This window comes from Sulfitobacter sp. SK025 (assembly GCF_003352105.1).
GTDB classification, from domain to species: domain Bacteria; phylum Pseudomonadota; class Alphaproteobacteria; order Rhodobacterales; family Rhodobacteraceae; genus Sulfitobacter; species Sulfitobacter pontiacus.
In genome coordinates this window covers 477,132-495,327 of record NZ_CP025808.1, presented here as the reverse complement: position 1 = coordinate 495,327, position 18,196 = coordinate 477,132, and the positions used below count along the sequence as shown (strand labels likewise).

7 protein-coding genes, 3 tRNA genes and 2 rRNA genes are annotated in these 18,196 nt (G+C 56.2%); 4 read left to right on the top strand and 8 right to left on the bottom strand.

Annotated elements, in window-relative coordinates; all coding sequences use genetic code 11:
* Nucleotides 1-126 precede the first annotated feature (126 nt).
* The 6 genes from C1J04_RS02275 to C1J04_RS02250 all read right to left on the bottom strand — a co-directional run bounded on the left by C1J04_RS02275 (nucleotide 127) and on the right by C1J04_RS02250 (nucleotide 10,844).
* Nucleotides 127-3,034, bottom strand: a 23S ribosomal RNA gene (locus C1J04_RS02275).
* A 605-nt stretch (nucleotides 3,035-3,639) separates the two neighbouring features.
* Nucleotides 3,640-3,716 (bottom strand) — tRNA-Ile (locus tag C1J04_RS02270).
* Between the two features lie 100 nt (nucleotides 3,717-3,816).
* Nucleotides 3,817-3,892, bottom strand: a tRNA-Ala gene (locus C1J04_RS02265).
* A 248-nt stretch (nucleotides 3,893-4,140) separates the two neighbouring features.
* Nucleotides 4,141-5,600 (bottom strand): 16S ribosomal RNA (locus C1J04_RS02260).
* The 16S and 23S rRNA genes sit together here with 2 tRNA genes alongside, the layout of an rRNA operon.
* A 643-nt stretch (nucleotides 5,601-6,243) precedes the next feature.
* Nucleotides 6,244-9,681, bottom strand: coding sequence for an ATP-binding protein (locus C1J04_RS02255; protein ID WP_009825785.1), 3,438 nt, complete (start codon nucleotides 9,679-9,681; stop codon nucleotides 6,244-6,246).
* Nucleotides 9,678-10,844, bottom strand: coding sequence for a metallophosphoesterase family protein (locus C1J04_RS02250; protein ID WP_009825784.1), 1,167 nt, complete (start codon nucleotides 10,842-10,844; stop codon nucleotides 9,678-9,680). The genes C1J04_RS02255 and C1J04_RS02250 overlap by 4 nt, the downstream gene beginning before the upstream one ends.
* Nucleotides 10,845-11,057: 213 nt before the next feature.
* Between C1J04_RS02250 and selD the strand changes: the two genes are divergently transcribed.
* The gene (gene selD, locus C1J04_RS02245) at nucleotides 11,058-13,226 is read left to right on the top strand and encodes a selenide, water dikinase SelD (RefSeq protein WP_009825783.1); all 2,169 of its coding nucleotides are present in this window, start codon (nucleotides 11,058-11,060) and stop codon (nucleotides 13,224-13,226) included.
* A 16-nt stretch (nucleotides 13,227-13,242) separates the two neighbouring features.
* On the opposite strand, the gene C1J04_RS02240 is transcribed toward selD, so the two are convergent.
* Together C1J04_RS02240 and C1J04_RS02235 are read right to left on the bottom strand one after the other, a co-directional pair.
* Nucleotides 13,243-13,319 (bottom strand) — tRNA-Arg (locus tag C1J04_RS02240).
* A gap of 135 nt (nucleotides 13,320-13,454) precedes the next feature.
* Nucleotides 13,455-14,084 (bottom strand): acyltransferase, encoded by a 630-nt coding sequence (locus C1J04_RS02235; protein WP_009825782.1) that lies wholly within the window; start codon nucleotides 14,082-14,084, stop codon nucleotides 13,455-13,457.
* A 197-nt stretch (nucleotides 14,085-14,281) separates the two neighbouring features.
* On the opposite strand from C1J04_RS02235, the gene C1J04_RS02230 reads away from it, so the two are divergent.
* From C1J04_RS02230 to C1J04_RS02220, 3 genes are read left to right on the top strand one after another with little or no spacing between them, the layout of a single operon-like run.
* Nucleotides 14,282-16,705, top strand: a complete 2,424-nt coding sequence (locus C1J04_RS02230) for a glycosyltransferase (RefSeq protein ID WP_009825778.1) — start codon at nucleotides 14,282-14,284, stop codon at nucleotides 16,703-16,705.
* Nucleotides 16,702-17,436, top strand: a complete 735-nt coding sequence (locus tag C1J04_RS02225; protein WP_009825777.1) for a CatB-related O-acetyltransferase — start codon at nucleotides 16,702-16,704, stop codon at nucleotides 17,434-17,436. The genes C1J04_RS02230 and C1J04_RS02225 overlap by 4 nt, the downstream gene beginning before the upstream one ends.
* Nucleotides 17,433-18,194, top strand: coding sequence for a sulfotransferase family 2 domain-containing protein (locus C1J04_RS02220; protein ID WP_083779625.1), 762 nt, complete (start codon nucleotides 17,433-17,435; stop codon nucleotides 18,192-18,194). The genes C1J04_RS02225 and C1J04_RS02220 overlap by 4 nt, the downstream gene beginning before the upstream one ends.
* Nucleotides 18,195-18,196 lie beyond the last annotated feature (2 nt).

Sequence of the window (18,196 nt, the reverse complement as noted above, 5' to 3'; positions counted from 1 at the left end):
GAGAGCGTATCCGAAGGATGCGCGTTCCCGCCCCCTCACCATTCTGGGTAAGGGTTTGTCCAAGTCAGTACGACTGATTGTATGTGTATGCTTTTGTCCTAGTAAGAAGTCTTTCTTCTACTGGATCAAATCAAGCCTATCGAGCAATTAGTACCAGTCAACTGAACGTATTACTACGCTTACATCTCTGGCCTATCGACGAGATGGTCTATCTCGGCTCTCAGGGATACCTTGTTTTGAGGGGGGCTTCCCGCTTAGATGCCTTCAGCGGTTATCCTGTCCGATCATAGCTACCCAGCACTGCTATTGGCATAACAACTGGTCCACCAGTGGATCGTTCACCCCGGTCCTCTCGTACTAGGGGCAACTCCTCTCAAGTATCCTACACCCACGGAAGATAGGGACCGAACTGTCTCACGACGTTCTAAACCCAGCTCACGTACCTCTTTAAACGGCGAACAGCCGTACCCTTGGGACCTGCTCCAGCCCCAGGATGAGATGAGCCGACATCGAGGTGCCAAACACTGCCGTCGATATGGACTCTTGGGCAGTATCAGCCTGTTATCCCCGGCGTACCTTTTATCCGTTGAGCGATGGCCCTCCCACTTGGGACCACCGGATCACTATGGCCGTCTTTCGACTCTGCTCGACTTGTCAGTCTCGCAGTCAGGCTGGCTTCTGCCATTGCACTCAACGAGCGATTTCCGACCGCTCTGAGCCAACCTTCGCGCGCCTCCGTTACGATTTAGGAGGCGACCGCCCCAGTCAAACTACCCACCACACAGGGTCCCGGATCCGGATAACGGACCGCGGTTAGACATCAAGCAGAACAAGGGTGGTATCTCAAGGGAGGCTCCACGCAGACTGGCGTCCACGTTTCAAAGCCCACCACCTATCCTGCACATGTTCGGCCTAATGCCAGTGTGAAGTTGTAGTAAAGGTGCACGGGGTCTTTCCGTCTAACCGCGGGTAACCGGCATCTTGACCGGTAATTCAATTTCGCTGAGTCTATGTTGGAGACAGCGGGGAAGTCGTTACGCCATTCGTGCAGGTCGGAACTTACCCGACAAGGAATTTCGCTACCTTAGGACCGTTATAGTTACGGCCGCCGTTTACCTGGGCTTCAATTCAGAGCTCTCACTCCTCCTTTTAACCTTCAGGCACCGGGCAGGCGTCAGACCCTATACGTCGTCTTACGACTTCGCAGAGCCCTGTGTTTTTAATAAACAGTCGCCACCCCCTGGTTTGTGCCCCCAGCCCCTAGTTGCCTAGGAACCGGGCCTCCTTCTCGCGAACTTACGGAGGTATTTTGCCGAGTTCCTTCAACATAGTTCTCTCAAGCGCCTTGGTATTCTCTACCTATCCACCTGTGTCGGTTTAGGGTACGATCTAGCGATGGAGCTATTTCCAGGGACCTCTAAGCAGCCCATTCAATCCGATAAGGATGAACTACCCTCGAGATCCGTCACTTCCATCTGGCCCAGGAATATTAACCTGGTTCCCATCGACTACGCCTTTCGGCCTCGCCTTAGGGGTCGGCTTACCCTGCTCAGATTAGCTTTAAGCAGGAACCCTTGGATTTTCGGCGAGAGTGTCTCTCACACTCTTTGTCGCTACTCATGTCATCATTCTCACTAGTGATCTCTCCACCGGATCGCTCACGCGCCGGCTTCACAGAAAAGACTTTATCTTGTGCTACCGCCTACGGCTACTTGAGCACGTTTACACGTACCAAACAGACGTTAAGCGATAATAAAGATAAGTCTTATGTCACACTACGCTCTGCTACCATGCAATTAATGCATCCTAAGCTTCGGCTCATGGCTTGAGCCCCGTTACATCTTCGCCGCAAGACAACTTATTTAGACCAGTGAGCTGTTACGCTATCTTTAAAGGATGGCTGCTTCTAAGCCAACCTCCTGGTTGTTTTGGTCGTCTCACCTGCTTTCCCACTTAGCCATGAATTAGGGGCCTTAGCTGTAGGTCAGGGTTGTTTCCCTCTTCACAACGGACGTTAGCATCCGCTGTGTGTCTGCCATCTAGTACTCCTCGGTATTCGGAGTTTGGTTAGGATCAGTAAGCCTGTGGGGCCCCATTACCCATCCAGTGCTCTACCCCCGAGGGTATTCGGATGACGCTCTACCTAAATAGATTTCGCAGAGAACCAGCTATCTCCGAGTTTGATTGGCCTTTCACCCCTAGGCACAGCTCATCCCGATCCTTTTCAACGGATGTGGGTTCGGTCCTCCAATAAGTGTTACCTTATCTTCAACCTGGCCATGCCTAGATCACTCGGTTTCGGGTCTGATCCCACAAACTCAACGCCCTATTAAGACTCGCTTTCGCTACGCCTACACCTAACGGCTTAAGCTTGCTTGTGAGACCAAGTCGATGACCCATTATACAAAAGGTACGCTGTCAGGCCGTAAAGACCCTCCAACTGATTGTAGGCGTTCGGTTTCAGGTACTGTTTCACTCCCCTCGTCGGGGTGCTTTTCACCTTTCCCTCACGGTACTGGTTCACTATCGGTCAGTAAGGAGTACTTAGCCTTCGAAGGTGGTCCTCCGATCTTCAGACAGAATTTCACGTGTTCCGCCCTACTTAATACGTCCAATCATGCTTCTTATACGGGACTATCACCCACTTTGGTTGCGCATTCCAACGCATTCTAACCACACTCATGGCTCGGCTGGTCCCCGTTCGCTCGCCGCTACTAGGGGAGTATCAATTGATTTCCTTTCCTCCGGGTACTTAGATGTTTCAGTTCCCCGGGTTTGCTTTTATAAACCTATGTATTCAGTCTATAAATACCTGGTTCTGCTTACTGATGAACCCACCGTCTGCACCTTGCGAACTTACGTCCTCAAGTAGCAAAGCGGTAGGACAACAATAAACAATCAGGTGGGTTGCCCCATTCAGAAATCCATGGATCAAAGCTTATTCTCAGCTCCCCATGGCTTATCGCAGAGTATCACGTCTTTCATCGCCTCTTACTGCCAAGGCATTCACCAAACGCCCTTTTCGCGCTTGATTTGATCCAGAAAAAGAAAGACTGATTTAATGTCCTACCGCCTATTCAGCTACTTGAGGACAATTTAGACCCTCAAACGGCCGGTAGAGTGCAGGACGTCAGTCCAACGCGGGAGACAGAAGCTGGTAAGAAACTGTCTTCCCTTATTCCAGATCAAAAGCATACTTTTACCCGCCCACTCTCTCAGAGTGGACAGCGAGCAGTGCATCTAGCCTACCTTCCGTGCAGGAAGCAGGCGTCACTACTCTGGTTAGTGTACTTGACTTGGACAACACGTCGCTTTCAGTCGCGATACGTTCAAAAGACCGAGGAAACAGTCGAGTAAACGCCGGCTCCAAAAGGAGCAGCAACCGAGATCATCACCTAACGCGGTGCGATCAGATCGTGTTGTTTGTTACTTCAAGATTACTCTTAAAGTAACTGTATCTCTCTTTACGATGTCAATCAGATGCATTCCAAAGGAATGTCACCCATGCGCTTGCGCGCCGTCCGATTGGACGATTAAGAACTGCGTACAGTGCTTAATGGTCAAATCGTGTGCTTGCCCAACGCGTGCTTTGCTGCGCAAAACCCTGTTTGGGCGACGATCTTTAGCTGGCAAAGATCTTGGTGGGTCGAGGAGGACTTGAACCTCCGACCTCACGCTTATCAGGCGTGCGCTCTAACCACCTGAGCTACCGACCCAGCGTGTTTTGCGAAGCAAAACCGCGACGTCCCGGCAGGGCATTCCGAAGGAATGTCCCGAGAGGGACCAGCCCAAGCGGTTATTCAAGGGCCGTATGCTTGGTGGAGCCTAGGAGGATCGAACTCCTGACCTCCTGAATGCAAATCAGGCGCTCTCCCAGCTGAGCTAAGGCCCCAGCGTAGCCCGAGGGCTGCGTGTTACGTTGGCTGCGTGAAGCAACCCTGCCCCTTTCGGGACATTTGCTGCGCAAATACCCTGTCGGGGCTTCGCGCCTCACTGCGTGAGACGCTTGCTGAAGAGATATGAGGACGGCTCGGTCCGAAAGGTCATCTTGCGATGCCTTGAATATGGTCAGTTTTGTTTACTGACCTGCTAAGTGATCTACGAGTGAGAACAAGTTCTCGCTGCTAAGATCATCCTTAGAAAGGAGGTGATCCAGCCGCAGGTTCCCCTACGGCTACCTTGTTACGACTTCACCCCAGTCGCTGATCCTACCGTGGCCGCCTGCCCCCCGAAGGTTAGCGCAGCGTCGTCGGGTAGAACCAACTCCCATGGTGTGACGGGCGGTGTGTACAAGGCCCGGGAACGTATTCACCGCGTCATGCTGTTACGCGATTACTAGCGATTCCGACTTCATGGGGTCGAGTTGCAGACCCCAATCCGAACTGAGACAGCTTTTTGGGATTAACCCATTGTCACTGCCATTGTAGCACGTGTGTAGCCCAACCCGTAAGGGCCATGAGGACTTGACGTCATCCACACCTTCCTCCCGCTTATCACGGGCAGTTTCCTTAGAGTGCCCAGCCGAACTGCTGGCAACTAAGGATGTGGGTTGCGCTCGTTGCCGGACTTAACCGAACATCTCACGACACGAGCTGACGACAGCCATGCAGCACCTGTCACTGCGTCACCGAAGTGAACGCCCGATCTCTCGGGTTAGCACAGGATGTCAAGGGTTGGTAAGGTTCTGCGCGTTGCTTCGAATTAAACCACATGCTCCACCGCTTGTGCGGGCCCCCGTCAATTCCTTTGAGTTTTAATCTTGCGACCGTACTCCCCAGGCGGAATGCTTAATCCGTTAGGTGTGTCACCGAACAGTATACTGCCCGACGACTGGCATTCATCGTTTACGGTGTGGACTACCAGGGTATCTAATCCTGTTTGCTCCCCACACTTTCGTACCTCAGCGTCAGTATCGAGCCAGTGAGCCGCCTTCGCCACTGGTGTTCCTCCAAATATCTACGAATTTCACCTCTACACTTGGAATTCCACTCACCTCTCTCGAACTCTAGACTGATAGTTTTGGAGGCAGTTCCAGGGTTGAGCCCTGGGATTTCACCCCCAACTTTCCAATCCGCCTACGTACGCTTTACGCCCAGTAATTCCGAACAACGCTAACCCCCTCCGTATTACCGCGGCTGCTGGCACGGAGTTAGCCGGGGTTTCTTTACCAGGTACTGTCATTATCATCCCTGGCGAAAGTGCTTTACGATCCTAAGACCTTCATCACACACGCGGCATGGCTAGATCAGGCTTGCGCCCATTGTCTAAGATTCCCCACTGCTGCCTCCCGTAGGAGTCTGGGCCGTGTCTCAGTCCCAGTGTTGCTGATCATCCTCTAAAACCAGCTATAGATCGTAGACTTGGTAGGCCATTACCCCACCAACTATCTAATCTAACGCGGGCCAATCCTTTCCCGATAAATCTTTCCCCCGAAGGGCTTATACGGTATTACTCTCAGTTTCCCGAGGCTATTCCGTAGAAAAGGGTATGTTCCCACGCGTTACTAACCCGTCCGCCGCTCACCCGAAGGTGCGCTCGACTTGCATGTGTTAGGCCTGCCGCCAGCGTTCGTTCTGAGCCAGGATCAAACTCTCAAGTTGAAACGCATTACTGCGTATCCTTGACGTCGAACCTCTGCACATCAAACCTGCATCACTTACTGAATGATACAGGCGTTTTCTCCGTTTGAAGTGCTTAAAGTTACCAAAGTAACGAAAAGCCGTCCAAACAGTGAAGCTGACACTCCATCATCGGCCGAAGCCTAAGAGCGCGATATACAGACGTTGATCCATCGAATGAACCAAACCGCCCACATATCTCTTCAGATATCTATCAATTTCAAAGAGCGTCGAGACAAAAGAAACCAAGATGCGCCGTAAACTTTCAGCGCGCCCCGCCTCAATTACCTCAGAATTTTCCCGCTACGTAAGACCCGAACCGTAACCCGTCGTCCCCGTCTAGCGCCCCGTGTCAGCGTGTCTGCGTCTCCGGTAAGGGGCGTTCTAAGGTTTGTTCCAAATACCCGCAACCCCTTTTTTCGGATTTTATCCTTTTCGTCAAAAAACCTTCACAAACGCCTGTTTTATTGACTTTCTGAGCGTCGGAAATTTGCAGCACCAAGTCCCGTCAGGGTATCTCTCTCCGCTTATACGGAGCTTTTCGTGCCTCGACCCAACCACAGGTAGGGCATTGCGGTGGAATCGCCGACTCGCGGGCCGGATAATCGCGAATCCATATCGGGCGTTACAGCCGGTGCACGGTCACATCTGTGCCGCAGGCCTCTTGGGCGAGATCGACCACATGCTGGTGGTGGGTGAGATAGATTGCCTGCCCGCGCTTTCCGACCCGTTGCATCAAGCGACAGGCCGCGCGGGTGCGGTCTTCGTCGAAGGTTTCAAACACATCATCACAGAAGAACGGCAGTACGGTTCCTGTTGACGCCATCTGCTCGTAGGCCGCCGCGCGCAGGGCAAGGTAAAGCTGGAACCGCGTCCCTTTAGACATTGCCGCAGCTTCCTTAGACACCCCATCCTCTGCCCGCACAGCCATTAACACATCCCCCTGAGCGGCAGGCTGCGTGGTCAGTGTATTGTATGCCCCTTGGGTCAGATCGCTGAAGGCCTGTTCGGTCGCGGCCAGCATCGTGCTGCGGTGGGTGTCGCGATACCGGCGGATGGCATCCTCGGCCAAAGTATGGCCAAAGCGCCCCGTCAGATAGCGCAGCATCACGGCCTGCATCTGTTCTTCGGCCGTGCGCTTTTGCGAGGTGAGCGCCGCGATATCACCATCCCCCCCAACCGCATCCAGCGCCGCTTGCGCCCGCGCGCGCGCAGCAATCGCGCTGTCGAGCTCTGCTCCAAGTCGCGACAGGTCTTCGCACAGCTCGGCAAGCTCCACTTGCGCCTGTGCGAGGGGCGCGGCGCTGAGGCGTTCCTGCGCCTGCTCCCAACCATCAACCCCCAGGATCGAGAGCAGACGGGTACGCAAATCCGAACTTTGCTGGCGCAGAGCAATTGCCTGTTGCGCGGTCGCCGTCGCCTGACGCAATACATCAAGGGTAGAGGTGTCTATCTGGTCATCAAACGCACGGGCCAGAAGTTGGACCTGATCATCAAGCACGGCAATCTCGCGCAGCGCCTCAGCCGCGGCGTCCTCCGCCTCGGCAAGGCGCGCGTCCAGATCGCTGCGGCGCGCTTGGGCCTGACGGGCACGCTCCACCGCGGTTTGCAAAGCGGCGTAGCGCGCCAAGGGCTGTTCTTGCGCGTCTGCCCCGCCATCCAGTGCATCCAACTGTGCGATGAAACCGGCGCGATCCTGTTTGATGCCCGCAATCTGACGTCGGACACCAGCCATGCGGGCGTCGACCTCTCGGATACTGCGCAGGCCGGTCAGCCCGTTCCACATTTCTATGCCAGCCTGCAGCGCCGGAAGATGCGTCGCGACGGCATCGCGCCACTGGTCACGCGCCTCGGTCACGGCCGTGCGTGCCTTGTCCGCTGCGGCTGCTCGGCGATCCCGCTCTGCCGTGGCCTGCCGCACTGTGGCCTGTGCGAGCTTTTGCGCATTCTGATGCTCGCGCGACGCTGCGATCTGGGTTTTGGCCATGAGCACAACGGTCCGCAAAGGCGCATCCCCTGCCCCCAACCGTGCTGCCAGATCGTCGCGCATCTGCTCTGCCGCGCGCAATAGGTCTGTGTTGGCCTGTTCAGATGTCTTTAAGGTTTCGGCTGCAGTTTGCGCCGCCTCTGCGTCGCGTACCCATTCGACAAAATCCTCGGCGGAAAGGGTTTCGGGCAGGCCAAGTGCGTCGAGGTGGGACCGCAGTTCACCCGTCACATGATCAAACGCCGCCTCGGTCTCGGTACGTTTATTCTGCGCCCTCTCATGATCCTGCCGCGCCTCGATCAACTGTCGTTCCGCCTGCCGCATTTCCGCCAGCGATTGGCTTTGCCCGGCGCGTAATGAGGTCTGCGCGTCATCCGCCCGCATGGCGGCCTCGAACGCAGAGGCAGAGGCCATGTCCAACACATCTTTATGCAGCGCCCATAACTCATCTCGGGTTTGTCGCCCTTTGGCGGCGGCATCATCGCTGATCAAGTCTGGGGCCGACGCGGCCATCGCATGTCTTGTCTCGGCACCCGCCAGACGATCGGCTGCCGTGGTTCCCGCCTGCACGGCAGCACGCAGGGCAAGCCGCGCTTCCCCATGGGCCTGCATCAATTCCTGCGCGCGCCGGCTGCCGAGCGGAAGTGCCGGAACCGCCTCGAACGCCACATTATGCCGCGCCAGCCCGCGCAAGGCAGTGGCCACCCCCTGACGATCCGCCGCGAGCCGGCGCAGCGCGTCATTATACCGACTGACCAGATCCTCCGCTTCGGCCTGCATGAACAGGCGTTCGACATCCGCGTCGACGGCGGTCTCTTCTTCGGTATCGCGCAGGGCTCGTGCAGCGTCATCGTATTTGTCGCGCGCGACCTCTGCCTCCGCCTGAGTGGTTTGCAGATGCTTGCGCGCATCGTCCAGAGTGGCGCGCGCCTGTTCAAGCGCCGCAAGGGCCGGATCGCTTAAGATGAATTGCGCAAGCGCGCCATCGGCGGGCAACCCCAGAGCATCAAGCCGCGCCCGCATATCAGCGGTGTCCTGCATCAACTGTGCTTCGCGTTTGGGCAGGTCGGATTGCCCCGCCTCTACCTGACTTTTCTTGAAGGCAAGCGCATCAACATCAGCCCCCCGCGCCAAATCATCCGCGTTGACGGCGACCTCGTCTCGCGCGGCCCGCAAGGTGTCCACCTCGGCGACGGACCGTTCCCTTTCGGCAACAAGTGCGATCCGTTTCGTCATCATTTTAATCAAGTCTTCGCTGTCGAACTCCAGCGTCATGGGATAATGCGCGATAGGGGTAAGCTGCGCCTCTAGGGTTTTCCATTCTGTCGCCAATGGATGCGCATCAAGTATAGCTTCCAGCCGCGTTTTCTGAACGGAAAGCTCGGACTTGGCGGCGCGCAGACGCTGCTCTTCGGTTTGGGCGGCGTCCCGCGCAAGACGCAACTCGCGAAACGCGGCGGCGCTGACGTCATGATCCTTGATCTGCTGGACCAGTTCTGCATGCGCAGCCTTCAGCGCCGCGAACTCTGATTTTGTACCGCCTTTTAGATAAAGGTCACGATTGCCCTGCTCCACCCGCCCCAAGACCTGCGACAGATCGCTGATACCCGCCGCAGCAGAGAACAGCAGCTTCCCGATATCCCCCTCGCTTTTGGTAATCTCTTCGCCGCCGGCCTCGATTGTTTCATCGTCGAGACACAGCAGACTTTGGTATTCCTTTTGCGACACACCGCGCAGCGCCGCAGACAGCAAAGCATCCGGCACAGGTTTGCCCGCCCCGTCCACAAGATTGCCCGAGCGTTTGGGCAATCGGGACAGCCGGTGGATCTGCCCGTCAATATCGACGGTACCGCTGACGCGCAGGTTCGCGCGGGGGTGTTTGAAGGCATAGGGTTCACGCGCTGCAAAACCGTAAAGCAGCCTCAGATACCCCTCCATCAGGGTGGTTTTGCCCGCTTCATTGCGGCCAAAGACGATATGAAAGTCCGATCCGTTCGCGGGGCGCGCGCCGAAATCCAGCACGCGGTCGGTAAAGTGACCAAATCGGTCCAGCGCAAGCTGCTGCAGCCGCATCATTCGCCCGCTCCTCGCATCTGCGCGGCCATGGTCAACACCGCCTCATCGGTCAGCTGCCGCAACAACGCCTCTTGCGCCTCTGCATCCGGAGCGAGGGCGCGGCGCTGGTCAGCAGGCAATAGGCCAAGGATCTGGCTTAATTCTTGCTGCAACCTGTCCCGAGTGGCGGGCTCCTTGGCGATGTCCGTCATCAACTGCTGTACCTCGGCCACAGCACCATCCACCGCATCCTCAGATACAGCCGTTACATCCACCGACATCTTCTCGATCCACAGATCACCGATGCTTTCCGCGATTTCGTCGGCTTGGGCGCGCCAAACATCCGCCAACTGGCGTATCTGCCACGCCAGCGCCGTTTGCCCCGTCAACCGCAACCGCAAGATCGCAGCCCCCCGTCCGGCCTGTGCCTGCAACGCCGACCGCAGTTTGCGGCGCAGATCTTCGTCAGCCTCCGCCCCCGTCACATCGCAATCACAGCGGCGGAATTCCACGACCGAGGTCGCCACTTCGGAAACCGAGATCTTGCCATCCTCGATCGTCAGCAGGCTAGCGGACTTTGGCCCCGCCTCCCCGATATCGCGCCCTTGCGGCATGCCCGGCATCACGATCCAGGGGTCTTCGCTGTGCACCGCGCGTTTGTGAACATGCCCCAACGCCCAATAATCAAACCCAGCCCCCGCCAGTTCGCCGACCGACACAGGCGCATAAAGATCATGCCCCTCGCCCCCCGCGAGAGAGGTATGCATCATCGCAATATTAACCGCCCCCGCCTCTGGCACGGTATACTTCGGCAGCAGGCTTTCCGGCGCGTGACGGTCGCGAAAGCTGACGCCGTGAATATAGACGGGGTGGTCCGCCAACTGTACCTTCTCCCCCCGCCCGTCGAACACATGCACGTTCGGCGGTAGGTCGATCTCCCCCGCGATCGGGTTTTCCGCGTCATGGTTCCCCTTGATATAGAACACCCGCACGTCAGCCTGCGCCAAACGATGCATCTGCGCGGCGAGATACGCGGCGGTTTTCGCGCTACGTTCTTGCCCGTCATAAAGATCGCCCGAGATCAGAAAAGCGCTGAGCCTCTCGTCGATGCAATATTGCACCATCGTCTCAAGCGCTTGCCGGCTGGCGCCGCGCACCTGCGCGACCAGACGGTCATCCTTCATCGCCAAACTACGAAGCGGTGAATCGAGGTGAAGATCGGCAGTGTGCAGAATACGAAGGGTCACGGACGGAGGCCACCTTGTTCACGGAAAACGCTGCGGTCTTTGTCACGTAGTTCACATTCCGTTGCAACGGGCCGCAGTTGTGTCTTGCGGCTTTGATCCGCCGATCCCGCGGGCTAAGACTATGACACCCGCCTGATAGAAAGCCATTCGATGCATCGACACGATATCCCGCTGACCCAAGACCTGGTGCTGATTGGCGGCGGGCATGCCCATGCGTTGGTGCTACGCAAATGGGGGATGAACCCGCTACCGGGCGCGCGGTTAACCGTCATCAATCCCGGCCCCACGGCCCCATATACAGGGATGCTGCCGGGCTATATCGCGGGTCACTATTCACGTGAAACACTTGAAATCGACCTGGTGCGGCTGTGCCGCTTTGCGGGCGCGCGTCTAATCCTGTCCCACGCCACAGATATCGATCGCACTGCGCGTCTGGTCCATGTCGAAGACCGCGCGCCTATTGCATATGATGTTGCCTCCTTTGATATCGGGATCACCGCTAAAATGGGTATCCCGGGGTTTGATGGTTTTGCTGTCGGTGCAAAGCCACTTGATGTCTACGCCAAACGCTGGCGCGATTTCCTTGCCGCTGTGACGAGCGGGGACATAGAGCCCGAAATCGCCGTGATCGGCGGCGGTGTCGCCGGTTGCGAGCTGTCCCTCGCGATGGCCCATGCCGTGCGCAGCGCGGGGATCGAGCCTCGGGTCACCTTGCTACAGTCCGACCCGACGCTTTCGGGCCTTGGCAACCGCGCGCGCCACACGGTCGAGGCCAAGCTTCGCGGCGCCAAGGTCACCCTACACACCGGCGTACGCGTCACGGAAATCGCCGCCGATCATGTCGTTCTGGGCAGCGGCGACAAAATCCCTTCTCAATTGACTGTCGGCGCTGCCGGTGCTTTCCCGCATGAATGGCTGGCGCAAACGGACCTCCCCTTGCGTGATGGGTTCATCGAAACAACGCCCGACCTGTCACTTCCCGGTGACCCAACTGTATTTGCCGTCGGCGACTGCGCAGCAATGCCCTTTGCCCCACGCCCCAAGGCTGGCGTGTTTGCCGTTCGCGCAGCACCCGTCCTGTATCACAACCTTCGCGCCGCCCTCACCAATGGACCCCGCAAGCCCTTCAAACCACAAAAACGTTACCTAAAGCTTATCTCGCTTGGGGAAAAATCGGCTTTGGCGGAAAAATTCGATCTTGCATTCTCGGGGCCTGCGTTATGGCGCTGGAAAGACCGGATCGACCGCGCTTTCATGGATAAACTTGACGATTTGCCGCCGATGCAACCGCCAGCTTTGCCCGATACGCTGGCGCAGGGTGCCCGCGATATACTGGCCGCGAAACCCTTATGTGGCGGCTGTGGCGCTAAGGTCGGAAACACAGTGCTTCGTGACGGGCTTTCGTCGCTTTACGGTCCAACGGATGCGGCCATTCTTTCTGTCCTCGGCGATGATGCTGCGGTGCTAAAGCAACCCGGTGGCGGCTTTCAGGTCATCAGCGCCGATCACTTGCGCGCTTTGATCCACGACCCCGCCTTGATGACGCGCATCGCAGCAGTGCACGCCTTGGGCGACATTTGGGCCATGGGAGCGCAACCCCAAGTGGCCCTTTCCAGCATCGTACTCCCCCATATGTCTCAGGCGCTTCAGTCCCGGACACTGCAAGAAATCACCGACGCAGCCCGTGCGATATTCGACCACGCGGGCGCGACGATTGTCGGGGGGCACACATCGATGGGTGATGAAATGACCATCGGATTCACCGTCACCGGCACGCGCGAAACGCCACCAATCACCCTGTCGGGCGCTCAGGCTGGCGACTGCCTTGTGCTGACCCGGCCCATCGGATCAGGCATTATCATGGCTGCGCATATGGAGGGCACAGCACGGGGAGCCGACGTCGCCCAGGCCCTAAACGAGATGGCAGAACCGCAGGACCGTCAAGCCTTCCACCTGCGTCGCGCCAATGCCATGACAGATGTCACCGGCTTTGGCCTTGCGGGTCACATCGCCGCCATCTGCCGCGCATCGCGCCTGAGCGCGGAAATCTCGGCGGACGCCATTCCCGTCTACTCCGGTGCCCGAGACCTATCAGATCGCGGCGTGCACTCGTCGCTGTATCACCCCAACGTCGACAACGCCCCCACGCGAGGACGCAGCGACCCGCTTTTGCACGACCCCCAAACAGCAGGCGGCTTGCTGGCCGCCCTCCCCCCAGCCGAGGCAGAAATTGCGATCAGCGATATGGCTACCGAAGGTAAAAAAGCCTGTATTATCGGGCATTTGACCGACGGCGAAGGACCAATCACTGTGCTGTAAGCAAACTCGGTGCGTCTGGCGATCCCGGGAGGACTCGAACCCCCAACATCCTGATTAGAAGTCAGGTGCTCTATCCAGTTGAGCTACGGGACCACTCAGGTCATCTCATAGCCAGTTTGCGTAGGATGAGCAAAGCAAAATCTACCCGCAATCCCCATGATATTGCCATCACGTATCTCCTCTTTCGATAGTGTAAATCACCAACGGCTCCGCACAGGGACCCAATACTTATTGATCTTTCGGACTTAGCCGTCGACGATCCCAGGTGATACCGGCACGCACAACACGCGCCGGCGCGCCCACAGCCAAGCTATGTGCGGGGATAACCCCAAGAACCATGGAACGGCTACCGATCACTGAATGCTGCCCTATCTGCGCTCCTTTCATGATCCTGACACCATGGGCCAACCAGACATGATCCCCGATTTCGATATCTTGGGGCGGGTTGATCCGCTCCCCCGTTTCTACGTCAAGGATCGAATGCACATCACTGACATCCATGGTGATATCCCCGGACAGCATGCAATCCTCTCCAATCGTAATCGCGCCCGCTTCGTGGAGACTGAGGTGAGCCATCATGATCGTGGTGCGATCGCCGATGCGAATATGCGTATCACGCGCGCGGCATCGAAATGACCCCGCCAAACGACAGCCCGCGCCAATATAGACGGCGCTCTCGTGATTCCTTAGCTCAACCAAGCCACCGGAGATCACAGTACCCTCGCCGATCACCACGTGGTTATTGCGCCCGTATATATTAATCTGCACCCCTTCGGCGCAGGTAGCTGTTGGCGATATATCTACCTGATTGTTTTGACCGTTATCCGTCACCAAAACGCCAAGATGCGTTTTGCTCACCTATGTCACCTCCCGTAAAATCCGAACAAAAATTCTGTTGTAATGCTGAGTAAACTTAACCTCCCCTTAAGAGTGAGCGTGCTGATCTAGAGCTCTATCAACGCAACATAGAATCGAAATGATTGATTTTGTATAAACAGCTCAAAGCTCTCTTTGCCCGCTATATCGCCGCCCACCTAAGGGCCGTGGGGCGTCCAATGCACATTACGGACCCGTCCGGTGCCGCGGTGGGTGCCGTTGATGTATTTGCCGTAAATGACGGGAACTTGAGGCTGGCGGGCTGGACGTTCGCGGATGATATCGTGCTGCATATGAACGGCGTAAAAGTAAGCGCTAAAGCTGACTTGATCCGTGACGACGTGACCAAAGCCTATGGTGGCCCGCGACGGGTCGGGTTCGACCTGACCACGCCGCTTGGCCCGACAGGCTTGCAAGAAATCGGGCGGTTTGGGGTCGAATTTCACCGTGTTCGCAATGGCACCTGGGCAATTGCGCGAAGTCTAGAACTCCCTCACCTTTGGTGGGTTCAAGCGCGATTGGTAATCAAATTCGTCATCGCGCTGGTGCTGCAGTTGCCTGCCTATGGCTGCTGGCGCGTCAAACGGGACCCCGCTTTTCGCACGCGGATCAAACGGGGGCTGGGGCTATGCCCCGTTCACCATGCGCGCGAGCTTGACCCTGACCTATTCCGCGCCAATGCGCCTCCCGTCACAACGGCATCGGTGACGATCATACTGCCGGTATTCAACGCACATGACCTACTGAAAGAGGCGCTGCGGCGCGTCGTCGACAATACCGATCTTCAGTGGCGCATTATTCTGATCGAAGATTGCTCAACCGATAAACGAATTCTACCGTTGCTGCGCGCGTGGTCCTTGGCACACAATGACCGTGCGACACTGCTTGAGAATGATCAAAACCTTGGGTTTGTAAAAAGCGTAAACAAAGGCTTGCGCTATGCACAACGCTGGCACGACACGGTTATTTTACTGAATTCTGACGCCCTGGTCCCGGCGAACTGGGCGAGCCGCCTTATCCGTCCCCTCGTTGAGTATCCACGCGCCGCCACTGTAACCCCAATGTCCAACGACGCGGAAATTTTTACCGCCCCCCTCATCTGTGCGCCCCAAAAACTTGCCGCCGGACAGGGGGATCTTATAGATGTGACCGCCGCGCAGCTTAACCCGCAAAGCTATCGCGTGGCCACGCCGACCGGGGTGGGATTTTGCATGGCGATAAATCCCAGCTATCTCAGAACTGAACCGCAATTGGATGTCAGTTTTGGTCGGGGATACGGCGAAGAGGTCGATTGGTGCCAGCGCATCAGAGGAGCGGGCGGACTGCATTATAGTGCGGTTAACCTTTTCGTAGAGCATCGCGGCGGACAAAGTTTCGGATCGGAAGAGAAAACGCGCCTCATCGCGAAAAACAACGCGCTTATTTCAAAACGTTATCCCCAATACGATACAGAAGTGCAGCAGTTCATTGCCTCTGACCCATTGAAATCGCCCCGCCTCGCTTTGGCATTGGCTTGGCTAGGGGCACAAGACACGTATCCCGTCTCGATATATATCGCACACAGCATGGGTGGCGGCGCTGATTCGTATCTGCAACATCGGGTGAAATCGAAACATCACGCGTTGGGCCGCGCCGCTGTCGTAATCAGGGTCGGCGGTGCCATGCGATGGCAAATCGAATTGCATTGCCATGACGGAATAATCTCCGGCGGGACCAACAACCTCGACTACGTCAAACAACTTTTACGCCCCATAAAACGGCGACGATTAATCTATTCCTGCGCGGTTGGGGATCAAGATCCGCTGACTATTCCAAGTGCAGTTCTAGAATTGAGCCAAACTGGCCAACAGGTGATAGAGTTTCTCTTTCATGACTACTTCGCAATCTCACCCAACTACACTCTTCTGAACGATCAAGGAGTGTACGATGGCCTACCTCCACCTCACCTAAATGCCCCAGCAACCACAGGTGCACCGATAAGCATGATTCGGTGGCAAAGCGAGTGGGGAAAACTCCTGACCGCATCCCAAGAGATCGTGGTATTTTCTAAAAATAGCAAAGAAATTGTGCGCGCAGCATTCCCCAACTGCGCCGATAAAATTCAAGTTGCACCGCATAGAATTTCAGACGCCGTGCCCCGTATCCCTCGGCCCCTCAGCCCAAAGCGCCCGGTGATCGGTGTATTGGGCGACATTGGTCTTCAGAAAGGCGCACAGATCATCAGCCGAGCCGCTGATGCGATAGATGTGCAAGGTGTCGGTATGGTCATCGTCGGGAACTTCGATCCCGCCATTCCCCTCCCCCCCTCGGTGCCTATCCATGGAAGATATACCATATCAGATCTGGGAAAAATTGCCGCCCGATACGGCGTGACAGATTGGTTAATACCTTCCGTATGGCCGGAGACATTCTCGTTTACCACGCACGAAGCTCTGACATCCGGTGTGCCCACCCATGCGTTCGCAATTGGTGCTCAGGGCGAAGCAGTTACCAAAGCTGAAAACGGTTTCCCTATTCCCTACTCAACCCAACAGGATTTGGCGGATATTCTGCTGTCTCACGTTAAAAATCACATCACCAAAACCTGGGCGGTGGCCTCATGAGCCAGATCTCAGTGCCCCTAAAATTTTTGCGAAACAATGGCATCGAGGTACTGAACCGGGGTGCTACGTCGATCAACCTCCCCAGACATACCGTGCTCGAAGCCCCGGGGAGCCTGAAATGGACACAGTATGAACACTCGTTAGAGATGGGTACGTTCTCGTATCAAGTCTCGGGATACTGTTTTGCCGCACGCATCGGCCGATATTGTTCATTCGGCGAATCCGTTCAGATAGGTCGGCAAAACCACCCATTGGACTGGGTATCCACAAGCCCCGCTTTCTATCTTGGGGACCGAGTATTCGAACTTGGCGACGGTTTTGAGGCAGCCGAACATTACCACAATTATAGGACAGGTCACAGCAAGCCGCCCACCAAGGTAAAAATCACTACAATTGGAAATGATGTATGGATCGGACACGGTGCGTATATCGCCGCCGGGGTCACCATTGGCGACGGCGCAATAATCGGTGCGCATTCGGTCGTGACCCGTGACGTTGCCCCTTATGCAGTCGTCGCGGGGAATCCGGCCACTCTCAAACGAATGCGCCTACCGCCGAGCTTCATCAGTCTCATGTTAAAGTGCCGCTGGTGGCAGTTTGCGCCGTGGCAAATGGACCACCTTGATCCGTCGGATGTGCTGGAATTCTGTAGAGGGGTAAACTCAATGCTCAAAGATGTCGCGCCTTTCGCACCCCCGACGCTGGATCTGCGATCGGAAAACATTCAGTGAAAAAAGTCGCATTTCTACATATTCCCAAAACCGCAGGCCAATCTGTGCATTCGGAGCTCACTAAAATTTATGGCAACGCTCGAACCTCTCCTGTTCGCGTTCACCACCAAGCTTCTTCAGACGGTCAGTTTCCCAACGGGTATGACCTTTACTCGGGTCACCTAGATTGGTGCCGCCTTCGTGAGACCCAGACAGATACCTTTGCGTTCACGGTACTTCGCGATCCATTTGAAAGGATCGCTTCTTTCTATTTTTATTTAAGAAATAAAGCCTCACGCCTCACGGACAGCCTGCTTTCATCGCCTGGGCATACGGGGTTGTACAAAGTAAAAAATTGCTCCCCCGCCGCATACTTCTTTGGCGGAAGTCCTGCTTGGCAACAGTTCATTAAGGATCACTACGACAATTTTTACTGTAGCTATCTCGCCACCGGGAAAGTTCGCGGGGCGGCCGAGGTCTGCCATTTCTCGAAAGATATGCTTGTTGGTCAAGCGATAGGCGGCGCGCGGAAACTAGATAGGGTTTATCGCTTAAGCAGTTTAAATCTGCTTGAAAATGACATTCAAAACCTAACGGGGTGCCGTCCTTCGATTGTGAAAACGCGCATCAATGTTGGGCCAAAAGGCGTTCAGACAAGCCGTTGGCAAGATCTAATGACTCTGATCAATGATAAACCGGCACAGGAAAGGCTGGCTGCGTTTGCTGAGGCTGACATAGCCTTGCTTGATCACCTCAAAGACGAGGGCTTGTTAAGCTAACA